The following is a 22,495-nucleotide window of genomic DNA, read 5'->3' as shown; positions in this document are numbered from 1 at the left end:
CGCTGATTGTGTGAAAAAAAAGCGTCCCTTTGGGGCGCTTTTTTTATGCGTGAGGATTTTTGTATCTCGATTGCTTAGCTTATAAAGTGATCTCGCTATCGCAATTTACTTTTGCGTCGAAATAAAACAGTGTTTTATTCCCTTGCATCGAAAAAATAATTTCACTTATTGGTCTTTTCTCTTACGTCGAAAAAGCATTGTTATTATTCATTTCTTTTGCGTCGAAATAAAGCAGTGCTTTATTTCCTTGCGTCAAAAAAATAATTTCACTTATCATTATTTTTTCTCCTCATGTCCTTAACTGATATTTTCCTGACCTTATCTGCACTTATAGCCAATTTTTAAACACGTAATATAACAATTAAGAAAAACAAAAGTGAATTTAGCAATTTCTTTGCTAGATAGGAGTAAAGCATCATGAATGCAAAGGTCAATATTAGTAATCGTGCAGGTGCAAGTTTTCCAGTTCGCCGGATGAATTTTGATTTTGGAAATGTTCCTGAATATTGGATGGATGGTTCAGCAGGCTTGACCCATTTTATGACTGCACTTTCTGCATTATTTCCAGCCGGTGAAAAGTTCTTTATTGATAGTGTGCGTGCTGTTCGCAATCATCCAGCGATTAAAGACAATCAGGCATTACAAAAAGAAATTAGTGCTTTTATTGGGCAAGAAGCCATGCATACTCAAGAGCATGTAGGCTTTAATGCTTCTGCACAAAAATATGGGCATGATGTTGCAACCTTGGATGCGAAGACTGATACTGTCATTCAAGCAGCACGTAAAGTATTTGCAAAAGTGGCTAAACCATGTGGAATTACTCAGGAAATGGTAGATTTAACCGCCACGACTGCACTGGAACATTTTACTGCCACCATCGCTTCTGAACTTCTGCGTAACCAGCATATTCAAGACTTGATGACAGACAAGACCATGGCAACCCTGTGGGCATGGCATGCAATAGAAGAAAATGAACACAAAGCTGTGGCTTATGATGTTTTTGAAGGCGTTTTTGGGCACGGCATAAAAGCCTATGCATTACGTACCGGTTCATTAACACTGGCTATGGTCATTTTATTCATCACCCAATCTTATTTTTTGGCACGTTTATTAAATGAAGATAAACAGTTTAATCTTGAATCGTTAAAAGATATTTATAGCTATGCCTATAGTCCATCTAAAGGCATTATCACTGGTATGGGCAAGGAAATGCTGGCCTATTTTAGACCGGGTTTTCATCCTAATGATTTAGATACAGTCAGTTTGTTAGCAACCTGGAAAGACAAATTAGGTTTTTAAAAGCAGTTTGGCTCCTTGAGCAATTTCGATTGCCCATTTTTTTACTCGATTTTTTATGCAAACTTCATATAATGCGAAGTTTCTGTTATTTAAAAGATGAACGAAGATGATTCGTTTGATGCAGCATGCGGATGTGCAAACAGTCGCAAACATTGAAAAATTAGTACAAAGCCATCCGTGGACAGTAAAGCAGTTTGAAGAATCAATTGATTCTTATCACAGTACCGTGATTGAACAACAAGGACAGGTGGTCGGTTTTTGTATCTTGCAACCGGTTCTGGATGAAGCCAATTTATTACTGATGGCTATTCATCCCAGTCAGCAGGGTAAAGGTTTAGGTTATCAACTGCTTGAAGCCTCAATTGCCCAGCTGAAGAATAGTCCGCTACAAATATTTCTGGAAGTACGAGAAAGTAATCAGGCTGCCATAGCTTTGTATGAAAAATCCGGTTTTCATCAAATCGATTTACGCAAAAATTATTATCCCAAAGCCGATGGTTCGCGCGAGCATGCCATTATTATGGTGAAATCTTGTAGTGATGATTTTGCCCAGCTTTTTAAATCATAAGTACAACATTATTTAATAATTGGGTTATTCCATCCTGAGGGCAGAGTCGTCATGAGGGAATTGCCCAATTGCTGAATTTCTTCCTGATTCAGCAAACGGTTTAAACGTCGCCATTGTCCATCAATCAACAGTTCCAAAGGCACATATTGCGATTTATAGTTCATTTTATCGGAGTGCGGAACCCAATAGCCCAAATAGACATAAGGCAAAGCTAAAGCTTTGGCATGTTCAATCTGTTTGAGTACAGCAAATACCCCGAGTGAACGTCGATTCTCATCGGGATCAAAAAAAGTATAAACCGCAGAAACTCCATCATCCAAAGGGTCACAGCTTGAAACGCAAATCAGCTGGTCATCTTTCCAGAATTCAAGAAAAAAACTGTCGGTACAGCTATGCACCAAAAATTTTTCAAATTGATCGACGCTAGGGGGAAACATATCACCATCTGCATGGCGCTCGAAAATATAGCGTTCATACAATGCATAATGAACTGAGGTAGCATCTGCTGTACGGGTAATTTTAACAGTCAAATCCTGATTGCGTTTCCAGGCTTTTTTTTGCGAACTGTTCATCTGGAAGTCAGAAACAGGCACCCGGCAAGACAAACACTGGCGGCAGAGGTGGCATTCAGGGCGATAAACAAAATCGCCACTGCGACGAAATCCCAGACGTGAAAGTTCAGACAGGCTGACTACATCAATGCGATGTGCAGGATCTAAAAAGACCATCCGTGCTGATTTCTGTTCCAGATAACTACAGCTATGCGGCGGCGTAATGTAATACTGTAAATCATTGAGCAGGGACTTTGGGTGATACGAATTCATGGCAAGATCCCTCTGTTATTTTCATTCAATTAATCGCGCTTTTTGCGCTATTGTTTTACTTGAAAATACACCCTCTTGATATTTTTTCCAATCGATAGCAGGCTGTTTTACAATATCTTGTAACGAATTAAGATATACCTGACGAGAAAGTGTACAGGCACCTAGACTTAAAAGATGATCATTGACCAATTGGCAGTCAATCCAGGGCAGATGATTTTCCTGTCCGATCAGCATTAACGTATAAAATGCCATTTTTGAGACATCGGTTTGCGTGCTAAACATCGACTCACCAAAACAGCCATGTCCAATGGTCACGCCATATAAACCGCCCACCACTTTGCCTGCATCCCATACTTCAATACTATAGCCATAACCGGCTTCAAATAACTGGCAGTATCCATCAATAATGTCTTCAGAAATCCAGGTATCTTCAGCATAACTACGCGGCAGAGCACAAGAGAGGATCACCCGTTCAAAGGCCTGGTTGATTGTAATTTTATAATCAAACTTTTTCATGTTGCGAATTAAGGATTTGCTGGGATGATAATCCTGTGGACGGATAATGCAGCGTGGCTCCGGACACCACCAGCAGATCGGCTCACCTTCAGAAAACCAGGGAAACAGACCATGGGTATAGGCTTCAAAAAGTGTGGAGGGGGAGAGGTCAGCACCTATGCAGATCAGCCCTTGCTGATCGGGATCAGCTTCGATGGGATCGGGAAAAATAAATTCTGAAGGTGCTAATGTATGCATAGGATTTAGCCTGAACTGGAAAATAACCGGTAATGAAAAGTTGGGTATTTTTATCATACAAAAAAAACCGCCCTAGATAGGACGGTTTTTATTGCAAGAAATGGATTTATTGCAATTAGTCACCTAAAGCATCAAGATATTTTTCAGCATCCAGTGCAGCCATACAGCCTGAACCTGCCGAAGTAATGGCTTGACGGTAAACACTGTCAGCAATATCACCCGCAGCAAATACACCCGCTACAGAGGCAGCAGTGGCATTACCTGCAGTACCGCTTTGTACTTGAATATAACCATCACGCAGGTTCAATTGACCTTCGAACATGCTGCTATTGGGTTTATGACCAATGGCAACAAATAAGCCAGTAACTTCTACATCTTGTTTAGAGCCATCTTGAGTAGACTGCAGACGAACTGAAGTTACACCTGACTTGCTGTCACCCAGAACTTCATCGACCTGGTGATTCCAGATGATGCTGATTTTGCCTTCTTTCTCTTTTTCGAACAGATGATCTTGCAAGATTTTTTCTGAACGTAATGAATCACGACGGTGAACCAGAGTCACATGCGAAGCAATATTGGAAAGATACAGTGCTTCTTCAACCGCTGTGTTACCACCACCCACAACCATGACTTTCTGGTTTTTGTAGAAGAAACCATCACAGGTTGCACATGCACTTACGCCTTGGCCCATGAATGCAGCTTCGGATTCAAGACCTAAGTACTGAGCTGTTGCACCAGTTGCAATGATTAAAGCATCACAGGTGAACTCTTCCATATCGCCTTTCAGCACAAATGGGCGAATGCTTAAATCAACTTCGTTGATATGGTCATAGACAATGTCGGTGCCAAAACGTTCCGCATGCGCTTGCATACGTTCCATCAGGGCAGGGCCGGTTAGACCTTCCGGATCACCTGGCCAGTTATCAACTTCAGTTGTGGTGGTCAATTGACCACCGAGCTGTAAACCGGCAATCAGGGTTGGCTTCAAGTTGGCACGTGCAGCATAAACTGCTGCGCTATAACCCGCAGGGCCTGAACCTAGAATAATCAAGCGTGAGTGACGAGCGCTCATTCGCAGCATCCTTTTTTTATTTAGAAATTTGTGGAATTATACGTGAAACTCTATAACAGTTGTGTGAGTTCGATGTCGATATTATTGATCATTCAAATCGATTTGAGCTATATACAACAACGGCGCTGTACTAGATACTCAATCCAGCGGATTTGTTAGCAGCAGCCACTACATAATATTGCATCTTTTTTCTTTTAAGAGGTGCATAATACCGAGTTTATTGTGAAACTATTTTGTCTTAGTTTCTTACAAAAAACATGAATGAAAAATTGGTTACAGGACAGTATATGACTGCGGTGTCGAGTGTTTATGCACAGCGCTTAATAAAGACATTATTTTTAGTCTCATTTGGAATTTATTTATTCCTTGCAACAGTGACCTATACGCCTTTTGATCCGGGCTGGATGCACATTTCCAGTGATACCCAGCAGGTATCAAATGCCAGCGGAGTTGCAGGGGCGTGGATCGCAGATTTGCTGTTCGGTTTTCTAGGCTGGGCCAGCTTGCTCATCCCGATTTTTCTATTCGTGGAAGCCATTCAGGTATGGTGGCCTTATAGTTTTCTAAATAAGCCATTTCGCTATGCTGCACAATTCTTTATTTTGCTCGCGACAGCAAGTTTGCTGTATCTGTACTGGCAAGTGCCAGCAGATACCCTAGATAATTCATCTGGCGGTATTATTGGTTATGAATTGGGGCAAAGCCTTTCGCAAATTTTAACCATTTATGGTGCAACCATTTTTCTGCTACTGTTCTGGTTCGTTTTATTCACATTCGCGTTTGGCGTGAAGTGGAACAAAACCTGGGACACACTCAAAGCAACACCTGCTTATTTACAAGACTTATTTTATAAGAATGTGCCTGAAACCGAGTCTGCATTTGATCGCACCACGCCTGAAGTTAAAAAATCACTTGTCGGTAGCAAACTAAAACCAGCTGCAGAAAAACTCAGCCCGGTCTCCGAACATAAACAAGTAGAATTGTCGCCTATCGTTCGTGATCCGGCAGCAGAACGCCTGTTTGATGATATGGTTGAAAAAGAACTATATGCGCAGCAACAGTTGGTGGATGATCAAGACGAGGCAGAATTCGAACAGGTTTTAGAAAAAGCCCATCGTCTGGAACAGAATACCCAGCGTGTAGTGGCAACAGGTGAAGTCTGGCGTGCACTCAACTCAGATGACAATCAGAACCATAATCAAGATATTGATGCCTTGCTCAAAGCGGCTGAAGAGTCTGAAAAACAGACACCGCATGAACATTTTCAGGCATTTGTTGATGAGCAGCCACCAACATCGACTCCCCAGACGGCTAAACAAAATCTGGATTGGGATGATGATGAAATTTTTGATGAATTGCTTGCCGCTGTGCCGAGTGGAAAAATCGCCACGGATGTGCATACCCCATTTAATTATGTCGATCCGGAACCTGCTGTAGTAAGCATCCCTGAAGAAAAGATCGTGACGGCGGCATCTGCGAGTATGGCTGCATCACCGCTGCTCAACACTACACCCAAAAATACTGCGTTGGATGACGAGTTTGACGAGCTGGATGATTTGCTGGTAGATGAGTTATTGGTAGAGGACATTGAGCCTGCTGCACCAGTACGTAGCACCAGCAGTTATGCCCAATCCTCGGCATTTGTACGTGCAGAAATTAATAGCCAGTTGCAGCAACAACCCAGCATTTCAGACGATGAAAAGGCGTTGATCGCGTCAAATAAAGATGTATTCCGTGAAGTTTGGCAGGAAACAGCAGGCAAGCCAGTTGCTGAAGTTGAGCTTGATGAAGATGATTTTGATCTGGATGCGCCTTTAACCGATGCCATGGGACGACCGATGTCACGTGCCATGCAAGTGGTACAAAAACGCCGTGACTTACCTACTTTACCCGGACTGGAACTGCTGGATAAGGTGGATCCTAACAAGAAAGTGAATTTCACTGCTGAACAGCTGGCACGTTTATCCGAGTTACTTGAAATTAAGCTGCAAGAATTTAATGTCAAAGCGCAAGTGGTTGAAGCACAACCGGGGCCTGTGGTGACTCGTTTTGAACTTGATTTGGCGCCGGGTGTGAAAGCATCAAAGGTGACTAACATTTCCCGAGATTTGGCCCGTTCGATGTCGATGGCATCGGTACGTGTGGTTGAGGTTATTCCGGGCAAGCCCTATATCGGCATTGAAGTACCGAATAGTGCTCGTGAAATGGTGCGTCTGATCGAGTTATTGACCATTCCTGCTTTTACCGATCCAAACAGTATTCTCTCTATGGCAATGGGTAAGGATATTTCGGGGAATCCCGTGATTGCAGATTTGGGTAAAGCACCGCATATGCTGGTTGCAGGTACAACTGGTTCAGGTAAATCGGTTGCGGTAAACTCAATGATTCTATCGATGCTGTTGAAATATACTCCCGATCAATTGCGTTTAATCTTAATTGACCCGAAACAGCTGGAACTGGCCAATTATAATGATATTCCACATTTGCTTACCCCAGTCGTGACAGACATGAAAGATGCAGTCAATGCATTGAACTGGTGTGTAAATGAAATGGAACGCCGCTATAAGCTGATGTCTTATTTAAAGATTCGTAAACTCAGTGACTATAACCGCAAGGTCGAAGAAGCTATAGCCAATGGTGAGGACCTGATTGATCCAACCTGGAAAGCCAGCGATTCAGTGGTAGGAGAGCGTGCACCACGTTTAACGCCTTTACCATCCATTGTGATTGTGGCTGACGAATTTGCCGACATGATTATGCAGGTGGGTAAAAAAGCTGAAGAAATGATTACCCGTTTAGCACAAAAATCACGTGCTGCCGGTATTCACTTGTTGCTTGCGACCCAACGTCCATCGGTAGATGTGATTACCGGTTTGATTAAAGCCAATATTCCAACCCGTGTGGCTTTACGGGTTAACAGTAAAATTGACTCGCGTACCATTTTGGATGCAGGCGGGGCAGAAGACCTGTTGGGTCATGGTGATATGCTGTTCCTTGGGCCTGGCAAGATTGAGCCTGAACGTGTGCATGGCGCATTTATTTCCGATGATGAAGTAAACAATATCTGTGATGCTTGGCGCGAACGTGGTGAGCCTAACTACGTGGATGAAATCCTGACACCTTATGATGAAGAACCCACTTCGCGTGGCTTTGAAGATGGTGATGGCGGCTCAGACCGCGATGCGTTATATGACCAATGTGTGTCCTTTGTTCTGGAAACACGTAAGGCTTCAACCTCGTCGTTACAGCGTAAATTTAGCCTCGGTTATAATCGTGCTGCACGTATCATTGACCAGATGGAAGAAAATGGGATTGTCAGTGGCATGGGTGCCAACGGTAAACGTGACATTTTAGTCTAAATGTTCATACTGAGATCAAGGCCTGCTTATGCAGGCCTTTTTCTTGGAGTTAAAAAGTTATACTTTTAACGTTACATGAATATTCATTGAAAATGATAAAGATGATTCACATCATGCAGTGGAAATAAAATTTAGGGATGAAGGGTAAATAATGAATGTTGTGATGGCTTTGTTTCCATTAATTATTTTAATTGCCATGGGGTATATCTTTAAACGGACACAGTTTTTATCGGATGAATTTTGGCGTGGCGCGGAAAAACTGAATTATTTGATTTTATTTCCGGTATTACTTTTTAATAATCTTGCTTATATCAAGTTGGAACTTGCAACGATTACTCAGGTGTTATTGTCCCTATTTATCATCATAATAATAAGTGCTCTCACGCTGTGGGTGGCGAGGCTGTTTTTTCATATCCCGATCGCGCGTTTTGGCGTGTATGTACAAAGCCAAATTCGCTTTAATACCTATATTGGTTTATCCATTATGTCCTTGCTGTTTGGCGCTCAAGGCATGCAAATGTTTGCCATGATGATTGCACTGGCAATTCCTTTGGTGAATGTGATTTCAGTGCTGGCTTTTTCACAAGGGCAGGGTTTAAAACCTACCCAGATTCTATTTTCTTTGATAAAAAATCCGTTAATTTTGGGCTGTGTGGTTGGAATTATATTTAATTTTCTGCAACTTTCATTGTTTTCTGGGGTGGAACAACTGTTTAAAATTTTAGCCAGTATGAGTCTGCCATTGGGACTGATTTGTGTCGGAGCAGCTTTGCAGTTTGCAGAACTTAAACATGATTATTCAAGATTATTGTTGAATACTTTAGGGCGTTTAATCGTCATGCCAAGTTTGGCTTATTTGATTTGTTATGTGCTGAATTTGAATCAGTTTGAAAAGATTATTTTGGTGGTGTTCTTTGCTTTGCCAACGGCATCGGCATCCTATATTTTAACGCGCTATTTTAATGGCGATAGCCAACTGATGGCGGGAGTGATTAGTTTGCAAATGCTATGCTTTGCAGTGACTTTTCCTGTATTGATGATATTGCTTTCTTAATATACCGATATAATTTTGTCATAAAAAAAGCCTGACGAATGTCATGCTTTTTTTATTCAAGGGGGGAATAAAGTTATAGTTCAATTTTACTCAATTGTATTCGTGCATCATTCTCAAATGCTCTAAAAGTTTTATCGTCAATATCTAAATTTAGTTTTACTGATTGGATCGCTTTCTCTAATTTTTGATTCCCTAAAATATGTTCTTCAATAAAGCTATTATAGTCTTGAAGGTATATTTCAAATTTTTTAACTAGCAGTTCATTAAATATTTTTTTAAATTCGGTACTTGAGTCGCCTTGAGATTCGTGTCCTGTAAATGGATCTAAATACTTTGGTATATAAGCAATATTCCAAGGAGAAGTAAATAATAGAGGATTCTTTGTACGACCAAATAAATGTGAAACTTGGTAATTCATAATTCTGAGTTTTGGCCCATTTAAACGAGTAGTTTTCTTGCAATACGGTGTTAAGTCCTTAAGCAATTTTGTTGGGGTTTGATTATTCGTTTTGTCAATATGAATAGAATGATGATTAAAGAGAACCCTATAAAGTTCTTGAAAGAGTTTGGAATTACGTCCATTACGACCATAGCTACGAATTGTCATAGGATCATTATTGAGTAAATCTTTTTTCAACATTTCCCATTTTGATTCGATTTTTGAATCTTCAATATAAATAATATTTTCTATACTTTTTTTAAAGAATGTTTCTTTATCGATAAGCTCAAATAGTTTTTGATAAGCATCTAACATGTTGTGATTCTTAAATTTGGATTGAGGTAAGGAAATAAAAAGCCTGCAACAAGCAGGCTTTTTAATTAAATCGACTGCATTAAGCAAACTTGGCAAGAACGTCCAGGAAGCCTTCGCTTTGACGCGGGTACTGTGTAATCACGTCATGAATGCGTTGACCTTCAGGATTGGTTGCATTGACATCTCGGCCATCGGCAACAAATTGAGTCAATAAACGCTCATAATCATTGGGACGCATATGTTTGAATGCATGATAAAGCACGTGAAAATCAGCATTTACACCTGCAGGAGGAAGCTGGGTTAAGTAGGCAAATACACGCTCATCTGACCATTCTTCATTGAACGTTGCTGGCTGAGATAATGCCATCGCAATCTCCTTGATATACTGATTAAAAATAAAAAAGGCAAAATATTTTACGGCAGGGAAAAAGCAATGCTTTTCCTAAACTGCCGCATATTTTGCCTTGATTCAATTTGCTTGACTAATCAAAATTCAGATTATCGCTCTTCAGGCAAATTGATATTCATCTCTAACATTTCAATATTGGCTTCAGAACGTACCGACATTTGAATATGTTGTTCATCAACACCGCGGACATAACGGTTAACCACTTGCATGATTTCTTTTTTCATGAGGTCAATTTTGTCCTGGCTTAAGCGTTTACCTAAACCTTGTTCAGAAGCAACAATTACTTTTAAGCGGTCTTTAGCAGTTTGTGCGCTTGAAGGTTTATCCTCGTTGCTGAATAATTTACTCCAGAATCCTGCCATTTGTTACGCTCCAAATAATCGTGCTAACCAGCCCTTAGGTTTTACCGCGATGTGACGGTAAGGACGTTCTTCACCCAGGAAGCGCGCGACAAGGTCATCATAAGCCTGACCAGCTGACTCTTCAGTAAACAGAATCACAGGTTTACCTTCATTTGATGCTTGCAATACGCTTGGACACTCAGGAATAACACCTAGTGTAGGTACACGTAAAATATCTTTAGAAATATCGTCAATCGTTAACATTTCCTGTTTATCAGCACGTTCTGGATTGAAGCGTGTAATACACAAATGTTTACGGATACGACCTTCGTTTTGTTCTACTTTTTTGGTTTTGCTGTCGAGCATTCCAATAATACGGTCAGAGTCACGTACAGAAGAAATTTCCGGATTGGTCACAATGATTGCTTCATCTGCATGATACATCGCCATGATTGCACCACGTTCGATCCCCGCAGGCGAGTCACAAATAATGTAATCGAATTCTTGCGAAAGTTCATCCATTACACGTGCAACACCTTCATCGGTCAAGGCATCTTTATCACGGGTTTGTGAAGCAGGCAAAATATATAGGTTTTCAATATCTTTATCACGAATGAGCGCTTGTTGAAGACGCGCTTCGTTATTCAATACATTCACAAAATCATAAACAACGCGACGTTCACAACCCATAATTAAATCTAGGTTACGTAAACCCACGTCAAAATCGATCACAACAGTTTTGTGACCGCGAAGGGCTAAACCTGTTGCAAAAGATGCACTAGTCGTAGTTTTACCTACACCACCTTTGCCTGATGTTACGACAACAATTTTCGCCACCGAATCCACTCCTGTTATGGTTCAAACCCCTTTTTAAATATGGGGCTTTTGGTGTTTATTTATACATTAAAATTCGAGAACTTCAAAGACAAGTTCTTGATGATCATTCAAGTAAATATGGACAGCCTTCTTCAGGACATGCGGGGGAATGTCATCCGCCACACAATATGTACCTGCAATTGATACCAATTCTGCTTCCAGAGAATGGCAGAAAATACGTGCGGCACCGTTCCCGCCTGCGCCGGCGATGACTCTACCACGTGCGCTACCATAAATATGTATATTTCCTGAAGCAATAACTTCAGAACCGCTATTAATACCGGCATTGAGAATAATATCGCCATGATCCTGTACCAGACATTGGCCAGTGCGCAAAATTTCATCGTGATAAGAAGTCACATGACTGATAACCCGAGCCGGTTTTGCTACCACTTCTTCAGCATCTGGGGTTTGGGTGGAGTCAGTTTCAGGTTTGCTCTCAACCACTTGTTCTTTCGTGGCTTTAATGCGTTGTAAGGGTTTATTGTCTGCTGGCAGAACAGGAAATTGAATTGCACGGGCTTCAGCGGAAAGAATACCGTCAATCACACCCAGAGGCTGTAAATCCAGACTGATCAATAGCTGAATCAGTGCAATCAATTCTTGTTCTACAGTACTGTCAATAATGACCAGCGTGCCATGAGAAGCAGTTTCTTGAAGCATTTGAGTCAATTGCTGGCGGATTGCGTTGTGATCATTGGTGTCAAAGGTTAATCGGGTAAAATTAACCATTCTGCCTGTAATCCGTATATCAGCCATAATTATTCCTTAAGACTTCTGACTCATTCATTTTATGTCGAAGTTATGTTGTAAATAGAGCAAATCCTAGAACAAATTGCAGCTTTTCTCTAGCAGCGATTTCAATATTTTAAATCTTATGTTCATTCTTTAACTTGATCATGCTGTTCCAGAATTTGTTGCCATTGTTTTATTTTCACTTGCTGGTGAATGGCTTCTAAACTTTCAAAAACTGCCGACTCAACCAGTTTTTCCACATGCGTATTATTTTCAAATTGTATTTGGCTGATTTTATTTGAAATTTCTAAATATGCCAGATTTTTTTCATTTTTATGATCGTGTGCAAAAGGTTCAATCAGTCCCAGAGTGATATTTTCTCCCAAGCGTTGGCCAATACTCTGGATCTGTTGCTCTATGCGGCTACCCACAATTGGAATCAGGCGTAACAACTGGGTCAGTTCAGGCGTATCTTCAATGGCGCGATTGACAATATCACCGACATTTTCGGCAATCATGATTTTTTGCGCTTGCAGCTCTTTGCCTAAAGATTCTTGCAAAATATCCGCCAGGGCAGTGGCAAACATTTCACGGTGGTGGGCAACCAGATCTTCAATCAGTTTTTTATGTGTGGTACTGGTGGATAGTTCATGTTTTATGCTGTCTAAAACCGTAATCACAATACGGCTGGTAAGTTCCTCTAATACCAGATGGTAATAAAAGTTCGCCCGTTGATACCAACTGGATGGAATGACTTTATAACCATGCTGATGCAGGTTGTAGGCAATGGAACCGGCACGTAATAGGCGTAAGAAACGCAGTTGCGGAATAATCGATAGAATTTCATACCAGTGAATAAAGGGGAAGAAAAACCAGCGCTTATGATGTTGTCCAAGGATCGCAATGGCCCAGCGGACCAGCAATTCAATCACCAGAAAACTGGTAAACCAGCTTTCGGTAATGATGACCCAAGGGCGTAATGCGGTACGGTAAAACTGCAACAGTTCCGGAAGATGAATGAAGTTAAATAGCCAGCCACCAAAATCACTCATCAGGAGTGCATTGCCACTTAAGCAGATTAAATTGATGATGATCAGAACCATCATGAAAATGTCATAGCCCAGTGCAACTTTCCATCCCCAAGTGCCTTTTTTTACAAAAGAAAAGGTCGGAGGTGTGATCTGGTCATTTTGCTTCATTTTTTTCCTTGCGTATTTTTAAGCTTTTGAAGCCAAGTCTTGCTGCATGCGTTCAATCAGTTGGTCTTTTTCAGTCCACAGCTCATGAACCCATTGCTGGAATTTTTCACGATATTCGGCATCATCTTCATAATTACCGTCTAATACCCAGCTTGGAATTTCAATTTTACGCAAATTCACCGCAATGCGATTGACCTCACCTAGCCAGAAATCGCCATAACCGGGTGCACCATCCGGATAAACAATGGTCATATCGACCAGGGCATCAATTTTGTCGCCTAAAATATTTAAGGCTAAAGCTAAACCGCCTGCTTTAGGTTTTAATAAATGCTTATAAGGTGACTTCTGTTGGTCGTGTTTTTCTGGGGTAAAGCGCGTGCCTTCTAGATAGTTTAGCAAGGTAAAAGGTTGACTCAGCAGCTGTTCACAGGCTTTACGCGATTCTTCCATGTCACGGGTTTTCAATTCCGGATTTTTGGCAATCTGTTCCTTGCTATGACGTTTCATCATCGGGAAACCTAAAATTTTAAAGGCTTGTCCCACGAAAGGAATAAAGATCAGTTCCCACTTGGTAAAGAAACGGGTCAGGGGCATGCGGGTTAAACCAAAATATTGATTTACCGTAGTATCTACCCAACTTTGATGGTTGCAGGTCATCAAGTAACGACCTTGCATACTGAGATCTAAACCTTCCTCAATACTGATATCCCACTTTAAGTTGGGCAATACATGGTCAATCAGCCAATTATTGACACTGAGCCAGCTGTTGGTAATCTGAATGTTGGTTTCATCTACTTTACGTGATTTTTTAATCAGTTTAGTCAATCCCAAGGCAAGTACAGGTGGACCATGAAAAAAAGTACTTCCGGTAATCACCGATCCGACAGTAAGCCCGCGAGATATTTTTTTTAATATCGGTTGCTTGGTATTTTGAGATGACATAATAAAAAACGGCCCTAAAAAGAAAATCATTAAATGTTTTTTTTCAGTATTTAATATAATTGCAGAATTTGAAATAAAAAAGTCTATTCGTACAACTATGAAGAAATTGTGCTTAAGTTATTCTTCACACTCATATAAAATATTACAAAATGTAACTAATGATTGGATTATTTACAAAAAATCAATGGTATGCCCATTTTTTTTAATTCATTATTCCACCATACGATAAAACACAACAAGGAGGCATGCAATGCGTGCATTAGTAATTTCAGCAGCTGTAGCAGGGGCATTGGCACTATCAGGCTGTCAAACAAGTGGCAACAATCTTGGCGGTATGGAATACGATAAAACAGCAATTGGCGCATTGGTTGGCGCAGCTGCTGGTTATGGTATTTCTAAGGGTAGTGCAAACTCAAGTGCACAAAATAACCGCGCAGCAGCAATTGGCGCTGTATTAGGCGGTGCAACTGGTGTGTATCTTGATAATAAAGAGAAAAAATTACGTCAACAAATGGCGGGTACTGGTGTAGACGTTACTCGTAATCCAGATGGTTCTGTTGGTTTGATTATGCCGGGTAACATTACATTTGATACCAACAAATCAAATATCAAACCTAACTTCTACACTACTTTGAATAAAGTTGCGCAAACTTTAACTGAAGATAACAAGAGCGGTATTCTTGTAACTGGTTATACAGACAGCACTGGTAATGACTCTATCAACATTCCATTGTCTCAAGCGCGTGCTCAGTCAGTAGCAAGCTACTTGGCTTCTAAAGGCGTTTCAACTTCACGTATTAATGCTCAAGGTCAAGGCGCTGCTAACCCAATCGCTGACAACAATACAGCATCGGGTCGTGAACAAAACCGCCGTGTAGAAATCAGCATCTACGCAATTCAATAATTCAGTTATTGAATCAGAGAAAACCACCTTCGGGTGGTTTTTTTTTGAATGTCAAATCTGTATTTTAGGTTATGCAAGTTTGGCACAGATGACTATAATCGAGCTCCAATCAATACGAGGAAATACTATGTCGTCGGCAAGTCAACTCAATGACAAGCAACTTGAAGCCATGAAATACACTCAAGGGCCCTTGTTAGTACTTGCAGGGGCAGGTTCAGGTAAAACCTCGGTAATTACTCGAAAAGTCGCACATCTGGTTAAGAATTGTGGTATTCCGGCACATCGTATTACCGCTATGACCTTTACCAATAAGGCCGCACGTGAGATGAAAGAGCGTGTGGGCAAATTATTATCTCGTGAAGAAGCGAAAGGCTTGTCTGTTTCAACATTCCATACTTTTGGTTTGAATTTGCTGCGACTGGAACTGAAACATACACCGTTAAAGAATAATTTTTCTATTTTGGATGCCGATGATTGTAAGCGCATTCTGATGGATTTAATGCACCGCGATAATTTGTCGGGTGCGGAAAGTAAAGAGCTCATTGCCAAAGCAATGAAAATGATTTCGGACTGGAAAAATGACCTGATTCCACCGGAACAGGCTCACACCACCTGTGAAACCGCCGAAGATGTACAGTTTGCGCATTTATATCAACTCTATGAGCGCAACTTGCGTGCCTATAATGCGGTGGACTTTGATGACCTGATTGTGATGCCAACCCGTTTACTACAAGAAAATGCCGAAGTCCGGGATAAGTGGCAAAATCGTGTTCGTTATCTGTTGGTCGACGAATATCAAGACACCAATACGGCACAGTATATTTTGGTGAAACTGCTGGTGGGCGTGATGGGACAATTTACGGCCGTAGGTGATGATGACCAATCCATTTATGCATGGCGTGGTGCAAAACCAGAAAACATGGCGCTGTTGAAAGAGGATTTTCCTAATTTAAAAGTGATTAAATTAGAGCAAAATTACCGTTCGACCAGTCGTATTTTGAAAGCTGCAAATACGGTCATTGGCAATAACCCGCATATTTTTGATAAAAAGCTCTGGTCCGATAAAGGCCACGGTGAGGTAATTCGGGTGATTACCTGCCGTAATGATGATGATGAATCAGAACGCGTGGTGAAGGATTTAATTACCCATAAGCTGATGAATGGTAAAAACTGGAAAGATTACGCGATTTTGTACCGCGGTAATTTTCAGGCCCGTATTTTAGAAACACAGCTGCGTCAAATGCAGATTCCCTACAAGCTTTCTGGTGGCCAGTCTTTCTTTGCTCGCGCAGAAATTAAAGACATCATGAGTTATTTGCGTTTAATTATTAACCCTGAAGATGACAGTGCATTTTTACGGATTATTAATACCCCTAAACGTGCAATTGGTCCGGTGACACTGGAAAAATTGGGATTGTTCGCTCAAGAAAATCATTTGTCGCTACTATCGGCAGCTGGTGATCAGCGCTTGACCATGGTGATTCCTAAAAAAGCCACCACACAATTGGCTGAATTTGCCGATTTTATTGCCAACTTTACCCGTAATCTACTCGATGATGATGAGCCTGTGCCGATTATTCGCCAGATGATGCATGAAGCGGGCTATATTGATTATCTTAAAGAGAATGCAGCAACACCGGCACAGGAAAAAACCAAGCTGGATAATATTGAAGTGCTGTATAGCAGTATTCAAAGCCTGATTAACCGTGCTGAAGATGTTGATGACAAAAATATTGAAAGCGTAATTCGTAAAATGGTGCTGCTGGATATGCTCGAGCAGCAGCAGGAAGCAGAAGATACCGACAAAGTCAATTTATTGACTTTACATGCGTCTAAAGGTCTTGAATTTCCCTATGTGTATTTGATTGGCCTGGAAGAAGAAATGCTTCCCCATAAAAACTCGATTGCAGCTGATACCGTCGAAGAAGAACGCCGTCTGATGTACGTGGGTATTACCCGGGCACGTCAAGGGTTGACCATTACTTTAGCCGAGCAGCGTAAAGCGGGGGGACAGATGAAACAGATGACCCCAAGCCGCTTCCTGGATGAATTGCCGCAAGATGAACTGGAATGGTTGGGGCGCAAGAAGAAATTAGCGGGCAATATTGATCCAAAACTGCAAGCTCAGCATTATCTGGAAAATTTACGTGCGCTGATTAAGCGTTAATTTACGATTTAAACCATGCAACATTTAAACCATGCAATTAGGAAAAAACAAATGAAAGTTCAGGTGAAAGTACTCGATACACGTTTAGGCAGCGAATGGCCTATGCCAACCTATGCGACTTCGGGTTCAGCAGGTTTGGACTTGCGTGCTTGTGTAGATGAAGCGACTGTCATTGAACCAGGACAAACTGTATTGGTTAAAACAGGTTTGGCCATTTATATTGAAGACACAAATTTTGCCGGTTTAATTTTACCGCGTTCAGGTCTGGGGCATAAACATGGGATTGTTCTAGGCAATCTGGTGGGCCTCATTGATTCAGATTATCAAGGTGAATTGATGGTATCGGTTTGGAACCGTAGCCAAACAGCATTTACTTTACAACCGGGTGAACGTTTAGCGCAGTATGTGCTGGTTCCTGTTGTTCAAGCGCAGTTTGATATTGTGAATGAATTCGAAGCGACTGAACGTGGTGCAGGTGGTTTTGGCCATACCGGTAAAGGTTAAGCCCTGATTTAGTTTTAAGATGGAGTACCTGATGAACAAGCAGCTATATTTTGTTGATCAGGTTTCATTTTAGAAATAATCTTATTTAAAATATTAATCACATTTATAATAAAATGAACTGCTTAGAATATTTTTTAATATTGTATTGATGGGGGTATTTCTTATACTTAATGTTATTTTTTCTATGTTTACTTAGGTAATTGGTTTTTAAATAGAATTTATTTTCATTCCTTTCTTTTAATTAATAATATATTTATATTTCAAATATATAGTTTATATTTGTATACGTATTTACTATATTTTTATCATTGATTAAAAAGATGAAATGCTTTTAGAATGTGAATGAACAATCTCCTCCCTGACATGATGGACTGGCAAATTTGGATCCACTTAAACCTTTCATAAATTTTTATTTCATAAATTATTGTAAATAGAAGAAATAATTATGAATTTACAAAATAAAAAATTCCCATCACAAATTTTTCGTGCCTATGATATTCGTGGACACATATCACTTTTGACGCCTGAACTTGTCAAAGCCATTGCCTATGGATTGGTGATGCAATATCAAAAGTTAGGGCAAACTCAACTGGCTATTGGTTACGATGCGCGCTTAACTAGTCCCCAATATGCAGAAATTATCAGACAAGTGTGTGAAGAAAAAGGGCTGTATGCCATAATTATTGGCTGTTGTTCGACTCCCTTGCTGTATTTTATTGCACGTCAATTTGAGGGTAATGGCATTATGCTGACTGCCAGTCATAATGCCAAAACAGATAATGGCGTGAAATGGATTATTCAAGGCGAACCGCCGTGTCCGGATCAGATTCAACAGGTAGCTTTAGCGGCTTGCTCGATTTTTGCTCCAGAAGAAAAAATTCTGATTGAACCCATGCAGCATGAAATTGGGGTTAAATATTGTCTTGAATATCAACATGCGCTATTGAAGGACATTCAGTTAAAAAGACCTTTTAAGGTGGTACTGGATGGTTTGAATGGTTCAGCAGGGCGCTGTGCCGTTTTAGTGCTAAAAAAAATGGGCTGCGACCTGACACTGATTCGTTGTGAAGCCAATGGTCATTTTCCCGATCATGCACCCGATCCTTCACAAGAAAAACATCTTGTTGAATTACGAAAAACCGTACTTGAACAACAAGCCGATATCGGGATTGCTCTGGATGGTGATGGTGATCGTCTGGTATTAATAAACGAAAATGGTACGACAATCTCCGCAGATCGGTTGCTGTCTTTATTTTCAGAAATATGCTTGAAGACCCATCCCGGTCATGAAGTGGTTTTTGATGTCAAATGTTCGACCATGGTGGCTAATACGGTTCGTCATTTAGGTGGACAGGCCAAAATGATCCGTACCGGAAGCTCTTTTTTACGCAGCTATATGGCGAAGTCACAAGGCAAAGCGGTGTTTGGCGGAGAATACGCCGGTCATTATGTGTTTAATGATGGGCGCGGTTTTGGCTATGATGATGGTTTGTATGCAGCCTTACGTGTTCTCGAATATTTAAGTCAACAACCAGATTTAACTCTATCAAAAGCATTGCTGGCTTATCCTGAACGCAGTTGTACTGAAGATCTCTACATTAGTACCCATAGTGAAGAACCAACAGCGGTATTACATGATGTTGAAGTTAAAAGTCATGATTTTGATGCGCAATTAAGTAAAATTGATGGTGTACGACTTGATTTTGAAGATGGATTTGGCATTATTCGGGCATCGAATACCGGTGAATATTTTACAGTGCGTTTTGATGCGGATAATCCTGTAAGATTAAACGATATTCGACACACATTTGTTTCCATGTTAAGTGACCGATATCCTCAAATCGCTCAAGACATTTTAGATGCTCAATAAGGAGAGGCGAATGCCACATCAGCATACTGGCATCGACAAAGCACAAATTTTGACAGAAGCTTTGCCGTATATTCAACGTTTTGCAGGTAAGACGCTAGTAGTCAAGTATGGTGGCAACGCAATGACCGATCCGGAGCTTGAAAGCTCGTTCGCACGTGACATTGTATTGTTAAAAACTGTAGGTTTAAATCCAATCGTGGTGCATGGCGGTGGGCCTCAAGTCGATTCATTCTTGAAACAATTGGGACGTGAATCTGACCGTATTGATGGCATGCGCGTGACTGACCCTGCAACCATGGAAGTGGTTGAAATGGTGTTAGGTGGTAGCGTGAATAAATCCATCGTGAATCTGATTAACCAGCATGGTGGTCGTGCTATCGGTTTGACCGGTAAAGATGGCAACTTGCTACGTGCACAAAAGCTATTGATGGAAAAAACAGCTGCAGATGGTACTGTGCAACAGATTGATCTGGGTCTGGTTGGTGAAGTCGTTGGCGTAAAAACCGATGTTCTTGAAATGTTCACCCAAGGTGATTTTATTCCTGTGATTGCACCTCTGGGTGTAGATGAAGAAGGCAATACTTATAACATCAACGCCGATTTGGTGGCAGGTAAAGTCGCTGAAGCTTTAGGCGCAGAAAAACTGATTCTTCTGACCAATATTACCGGTGTACTGGATGAAAATAAAAATCTGCTGACAGGTTTAAGCACCCAGGAAGTCGACCGTTTAATTGAAACCGGTGTGATTTACGGTGGCATGATTCCTAAAGTCGGTTGTGCACTGGATGCAGTCAAAGGTGGCGTAGTCAGTGCGCATATTGTGGATGGCCGTGTGCCTCATGCAACTTTGCTGGAAATCTTTACTGATCATGGTGTAGGTACCTTAATTACCAACCGTGCCAAGCATTAAAGCGTGATTTTAAAAAAGCCTCCTTGTGAGGCTTTTTTTGTGGTTGATATTTAGGGGGATTAAGGAATTCAATAAAAAGGTGATAAGAATATTGTTTTTCAGCCTAATACATAAAATCGTGATAGCTATCGTGAATTGAGATTTACAATGCGCTATTGAGTATGCAAAATAGAAAAATCATGTATTTGTTGTTTGATTAAGATTATGTGCCAGTTGCTCGGAATGAATTGCGCTACGCCCACGGATGTGACTTTTTCGTTTCGGGGTTTTTCTCAACGTGCCGGCATTACCTCCGACCATTGTGATGGTTTTGGCATTGCTTTTTTTGAAGATAAAGCCTGCCGACTTTTTGTCGATAATCAGTCTGCAGTCGAATCACCTATTGCTGAACTGATTCGTAATTATCCGATTAAATCACGCAATGTGATTGCACATATTCGTAAAGCCACGCAAGGCAAAATTAATCTGGAAAATTCACATCCCTTTAGCCGTGAACTTTGGGGACGTCAGTGGATTTTTGCCCATAATGGCGATTTACATGACTTTAACCCGACTTTGTCGGGTCGTTTTACCCCGGTAGGCAATACCGATAGCGAACGTGCTTTTTGTTACTTGCTGGACCAACTGGTACTTAAGTTTGGTTACCATGAACCAAAGCTGGATCAAATTTTTGATTTGTTGGCAGACATTTCTCCAAAAATTGCAGAACACGGTACATTCAATTTCTGTCTGTCGAATGGTCAGGCACTCTTTAGCTATGCCATCACCAAATTACATTGGCTGGTACGCGAATATCCTTTTAAACCTGCGCAATTGATTGATCTGGATGTAGAGGTTGATTTTAGTCAGGTGACCACGCCGGAAGACCGCGTCGCCGTTATTACCACCGAGCCTTTAACGCAAAATGAAACCTGGACAGCTTTTGTACCGGGAGAGATGATTTTATTTCAGGATGGCCGACCTGTGCGTAAACAGCAGACCCATGTCGAACGTTTAGAACGTGAACGCTTAAATCCGGCATTAAAAAGAATCACCAAAGCTGATCAATATTGACTGCACAGTGCTTCAGATGAAACTTTAGTGTCAGATATTTATTAGATAAATATCTGACTTTATTATTTATGATCAGTTGAAATATTTTAAAATTTTATCATCAGATTTTAATTTTCGGGGATTTTTGATATTTTTATATCATCGTACTATATTTATTTAATATAATTAAAAAACGACTTCTAAAAAATATAGTTTATAAAATCATATTAACTCTTGAATAAAGCATGTTTTTTTAATGGGTCTGGTTAAAAAATACTTTATCTTTTTAGTAGGTATTTTATTATAATTAAATATATATCAATAAGTTATATCTATTTTATAAAAAAAACTGAAAGCCGACCGTTTTGGTTTATTTTTATTTGTTTAGAATCAATATATTATGAATTTATGTGATTAATCGTTTATATCTGATAGGTGGTCGTAATGAAAATGAAATGGATTCCAGAATATAATACTGGCATCGATGTGATTGACGATCAGCATAAACGGATTCTTGATTATATTAATGAAATTAATGACTTTTCTGAACATACTGATCGTGCCCGTATTAAACAGATTCTGGATAATATCATTGATTACACCCAGTCGCATTTTACTTTTGAAGAGTCATTGCAGGAAGAAGCAGGTTATAAATATCGGGTGCCGCATAAGCGTGTGCATGATTTATTTATTAAAAAGATTGAATCGTATCGTAGCCGCTTTGAAATGGGACAGACGATTGAAGCGGAATTACATGAAGTGCTTTCAAAATGGCTGATCAATCATATTCAGCATGATGACGCTGATTATGTGGGTGCGGTAAAAGAAAACATGATGGGCATCATTAAAGAGAAAGAACAGAAAAAAGGTAAAAACTGGTTTGCTCGTTTTTTCTCATAAAAGTTAAACGAGATAACAACAAT

At 40.5% G+C, this 22,495-nt stretch carries 21 protein-coding genes; 11 read left to right on the top strand and 10 right to left on the bottom strand.

The annotated features are described in order from the left end of the window. Nucleotides 1-417 precede the first annotated feature (417 nt). Nucleotides 418-1,299 (top strand): metal-dependent hydrolase, encoded by an 882-nt coding sequence (locus WAE57_RS02855; protein WP_337708031.1) that lies wholly within the window; start codon nucleotides 418-420, stop codon nucleotides 1,297-1,299. A gap of 106 nt (nucleotides 1,300-1,405) precedes the next feature. Beyond that, on the top strand, nucleotides 1,406-1,867 hold the full coding sequence (gene rimI, locus WAE57_RS02850; protein ID WP_337708029.1) for a ribosomal protein S18-alanine N-acetyltransferase: 462 nt from the start codon (nucleotides 1,406-1,408) through the stop codon (nucleotides 1,865-1,867). Between the two features lie 8 nt (nucleotides 1,868-1,875). Here rimI and WAE57_RS02845 read toward each other — a convergent pair whose 3' ends face one another. The 3 genes from WAE57_RS02845 to trxB form a co-directional block, all read right to left on the bottom strand. Continuing rightward, complete coding sequence (locus WAE57_RS02845) at nucleotides 1,876-2,691, bottom strand: arginyltransferase (protein ID WP_337708027.1); 816 nt, start codon at nucleotides 2,689-2,691, stop codon at nucleotides 1,876-1,878. A 21-nt stretch (nucleotides 2,692-2,712) separates the two neighbouring features. Continuing rightward, nucleotides 2,713-3,444: a leucyl/phenylalanyl-tRNA--protein transferase gene (gene aat / locus WAE57_RS02840; protein ID WP_337708025.1), complete on the bottom strand. Its 732-nt coding sequence runs from the start codon at nucleotides 3,442-3,444 to the stop codon at nucleotides 2,713-2,715. 115 nt (nucleotides 3,445-3,559) lie between these two features. Then, nucleotides 3,560-4,516, bottom strand: coding sequence for a thioredoxin-disulfide reductase (gene trxB, locus WAE57_RS02835; RefSeq protein WP_337708023.1), 957 nt, complete (start codon nucleotides 4,514-4,516; stop codon nucleotides 3,560-3,562). Nucleotides 4,517-4,803: 287 nt separating this feature from the next. On the opposite strand from trxB, the gene WAE57_RS02830 reads away from it, so the two are divergent. Together WAE57_RS02830 and WAE57_RS02825 are read left to right on the top strand one after the other, a co-directional pair. Further along, nucleotides 4,804-7,875 (top strand): DNA translocase FtsK 4TM domain-containing protein, encoded by a 3,072-nt coding sequence (locus WAE57_RS02830; protein ID WP_337708021.1) that lies wholly within the window; start codon nucleotides 4,804-4,806, stop codon nucleotides 7,873-7,875. 148 nt (nucleotides 7,876-8,023) lie between these two features. Continuing rightward, nucleotides 8,024-8,929 (top strand): AEC family transporter, encoded by a 906-nt coding sequence (locus tag WAE57_RS02825; RefSeq protein WP_337708054.1) that lies wholly within the window; start codon nucleotides 8,024-8,026, stop codon nucleotides 8,927-8,929. 73 nt (nucleotides 8,930-9,002) lie between these two features. Here the strand turns inward: WAE57_RS02825 and WAE57_RS02820 are convergent, their stop codons facing one another. From WAE57_RS02820 to WAE57_RS02790, 7 genes are all read right to left on the bottom strand, one after another. Next, nucleotides 9,003-9,683: a hypothetical protein gene (locus WAE57_RS02820; RefSeq protein WP_337708019.1), complete on the bottom strand. Its 681-nt coding sequence runs from the start codon at nucleotides 9,681-9,683 to the stop codon at nucleotides 9,003-9,005. Between the two features lie 79 nt (nucleotides 9,684-9,762). After that, nucleotides 9,763-10,050, bottom strand: a complete 288-nt coding sequence (locus WAE57_RS02815) for a PA4642 family protein (protein ID WP_337708017.1) — start codon at nucleotides 10,048-10,050, stop codon at nucleotides 9,763-9,765. Between the two features lie 131 nt (nucleotides 10,051-10,181). Next, nucleotides 10,182-10,454: a cell division topological specificity factor MinE gene (gene minE, locus WAE57_RS02810; protein ID WP_237786611.1), complete on the bottom strand. Its 273-nt coding sequence runs from the start codon at nucleotides 10,452-10,454 to the stop codon at nucleotides 10,182-10,184. 3 nt (nucleotides 10,455-10,457) lie between these two features. After that, entirely contained in the window at nucleotides 10,458-11,270 is an 813-nt protein-coding gene (gene minD, locus WAE57_RS02805) for a septum site-determining protein MinD (RefSeq protein WP_086175179.1), read from the bottom strand. A 66-nt stretch (nucleotides 11,271-11,336) separates the two neighbouring features. Beyond that, nucleotides 11,337-12,068: a septum site-determining protein MinC gene (gene minC / locus WAE57_RS02800; RefSeq protein WP_337708014.1), complete on the bottom strand. Its 732-nt coding sequence runs from the start codon at nucleotides 12,066-12,068 to the stop codon at nucleotides 11,337-11,339. Between the two features lie 122 nt (nucleotides 12,069-12,190). After that, nucleotides 12,191-13,243 carry a preprotein translocase subunit SecA gene (locus WAE57_RS02795; protein WP_337708012.1) on the bottom strand — a complete coding sequence of 351 codons (1,053 nt, stop codon included), beginning with the start codon at nucleotides 13,241-13,243 and terminating at the stop codon, nucleotides 12,191-12,193. 18 nt (nucleotides 13,244-13,261) lie between these two features. Continuing rightward, nucleotides 13,262-14,185 carry an acyltransferase gene (locus tag WAE57_RS02790; protein WP_337708010.1) on the bottom strand — a complete coding sequence of 308 codons (924 nt, stop codon included), beginning with the start codon at nucleotides 14,183-14,185 and terminating at the stop codon, nucleotides 13,262-13,264. 250 nt (nucleotides 14,186-14,435) lie between these two features. Between WAE57_RS02790 and WAE57_RS02785 the strand changes: the two genes are divergently transcribed. From WAE57_RS02785 to WAE57_RS02755, 7 genes are all read left to right on the top strand, one after another. Beyond that, nucleotides 14,436-15,089, top strand: a complete 654-nt coding sequence (locus WAE57_RS02785) for an OmpA family protein (RefSeq protein WP_086175183.1) — start codon at nucleotides 14,436-14,438, stop codon at nucleotides 15,087-15,089. Nucleotides 15,090-15,216: 127 nt separating this feature from the next. Then, the gene (locus WAE57_RS02780; RefSeq protein WP_337708005.1) at nucleotides 15,217-17,256 is read left to right on the top strand and encodes a UvrD-helicase domain-containing protein; all 2,040 of its coding nucleotides are present in this window, start codon (nucleotides 15,217-15,219) and stop codon (nucleotides 17,254-17,256) included. Between the two features lie 51 nt (nucleotides 17,257-17,307). Continuing rightward, complete coding sequence (dut, locus tag WAE57_RS02775; RefSeq protein ID WP_237786616.1) at nucleotides 17,308-17,760, top strand: dUTP diphosphatase; 453 nt, start codon at nucleotides 17,308-17,310, stop codon at nucleotides 17,758-17,760. Between the two features lie 445 nt (nucleotides 17,761-18,205). Then, nucleotides 18,206-19,630, top strand: a complete 1,425-nt coding sequence (locus WAE57_RS02770) for a phosphomannomutase/phosphoglucomutase (RefSeq protein ID WP_337708003.1) — start codon at nucleotides 18,206-18,208, stop codon at nucleotides 19,628-19,630. A 10-nt stretch (nucleotides 19,631-19,640) separates the two neighbouring features. Further along, nucleotides 19,641-20,540 (top strand): acetylglutamate kinase, encoded by a 900-nt coding sequence (gene argB / locus WAE57_RS02765; protein ID WP_237786618.1) that lies wholly within the window; start codon nucleotides 19,641-19,643, stop codon nucleotides 20,538-20,540. Nucleotides 20,541-20,744: 204 nt separating this feature from the next. Next, entirely contained in the window at nucleotides 20,745-21,593 is an 849-nt protein-coding gene (locus WAE57_RS02760; protein WP_337708001.1) for a class II glutamine amidotransferase, read from the top strand. 423 nt (nucleotides 21,594-22,016) lie between these two features. Beyond that, the gene (locus WAE57_RS02755) at nucleotides 22,017-22,472 is read left to right on the top strand and encodes a bacteriohemerythrin (protein WP_237786620.1); all 456 of its coding nucleotides are present in this window, start codon (nucleotides 22,017-22,019) and stop codon (nucleotides 22,470-22,472) included. Nucleotides 22,473-22,495: the final 23 nt, after the last annotated feature.

Origin of the sequence: Acinetobacter sp. NS-4, from assembly GCF_037402435.1 — a bacterium.
Taxonomy (GTDB): domain Bacteria; phylum Pseudomonadota; class Gammaproteobacteria; order Pseudomonadales; family Moraxellaceae; genus Acinetobacter.
The sequence above is the reverse complement of the archived record's forward strand: the minus strand, read 5'-3'. Positions and strand labels throughout refer to the sequence as shown.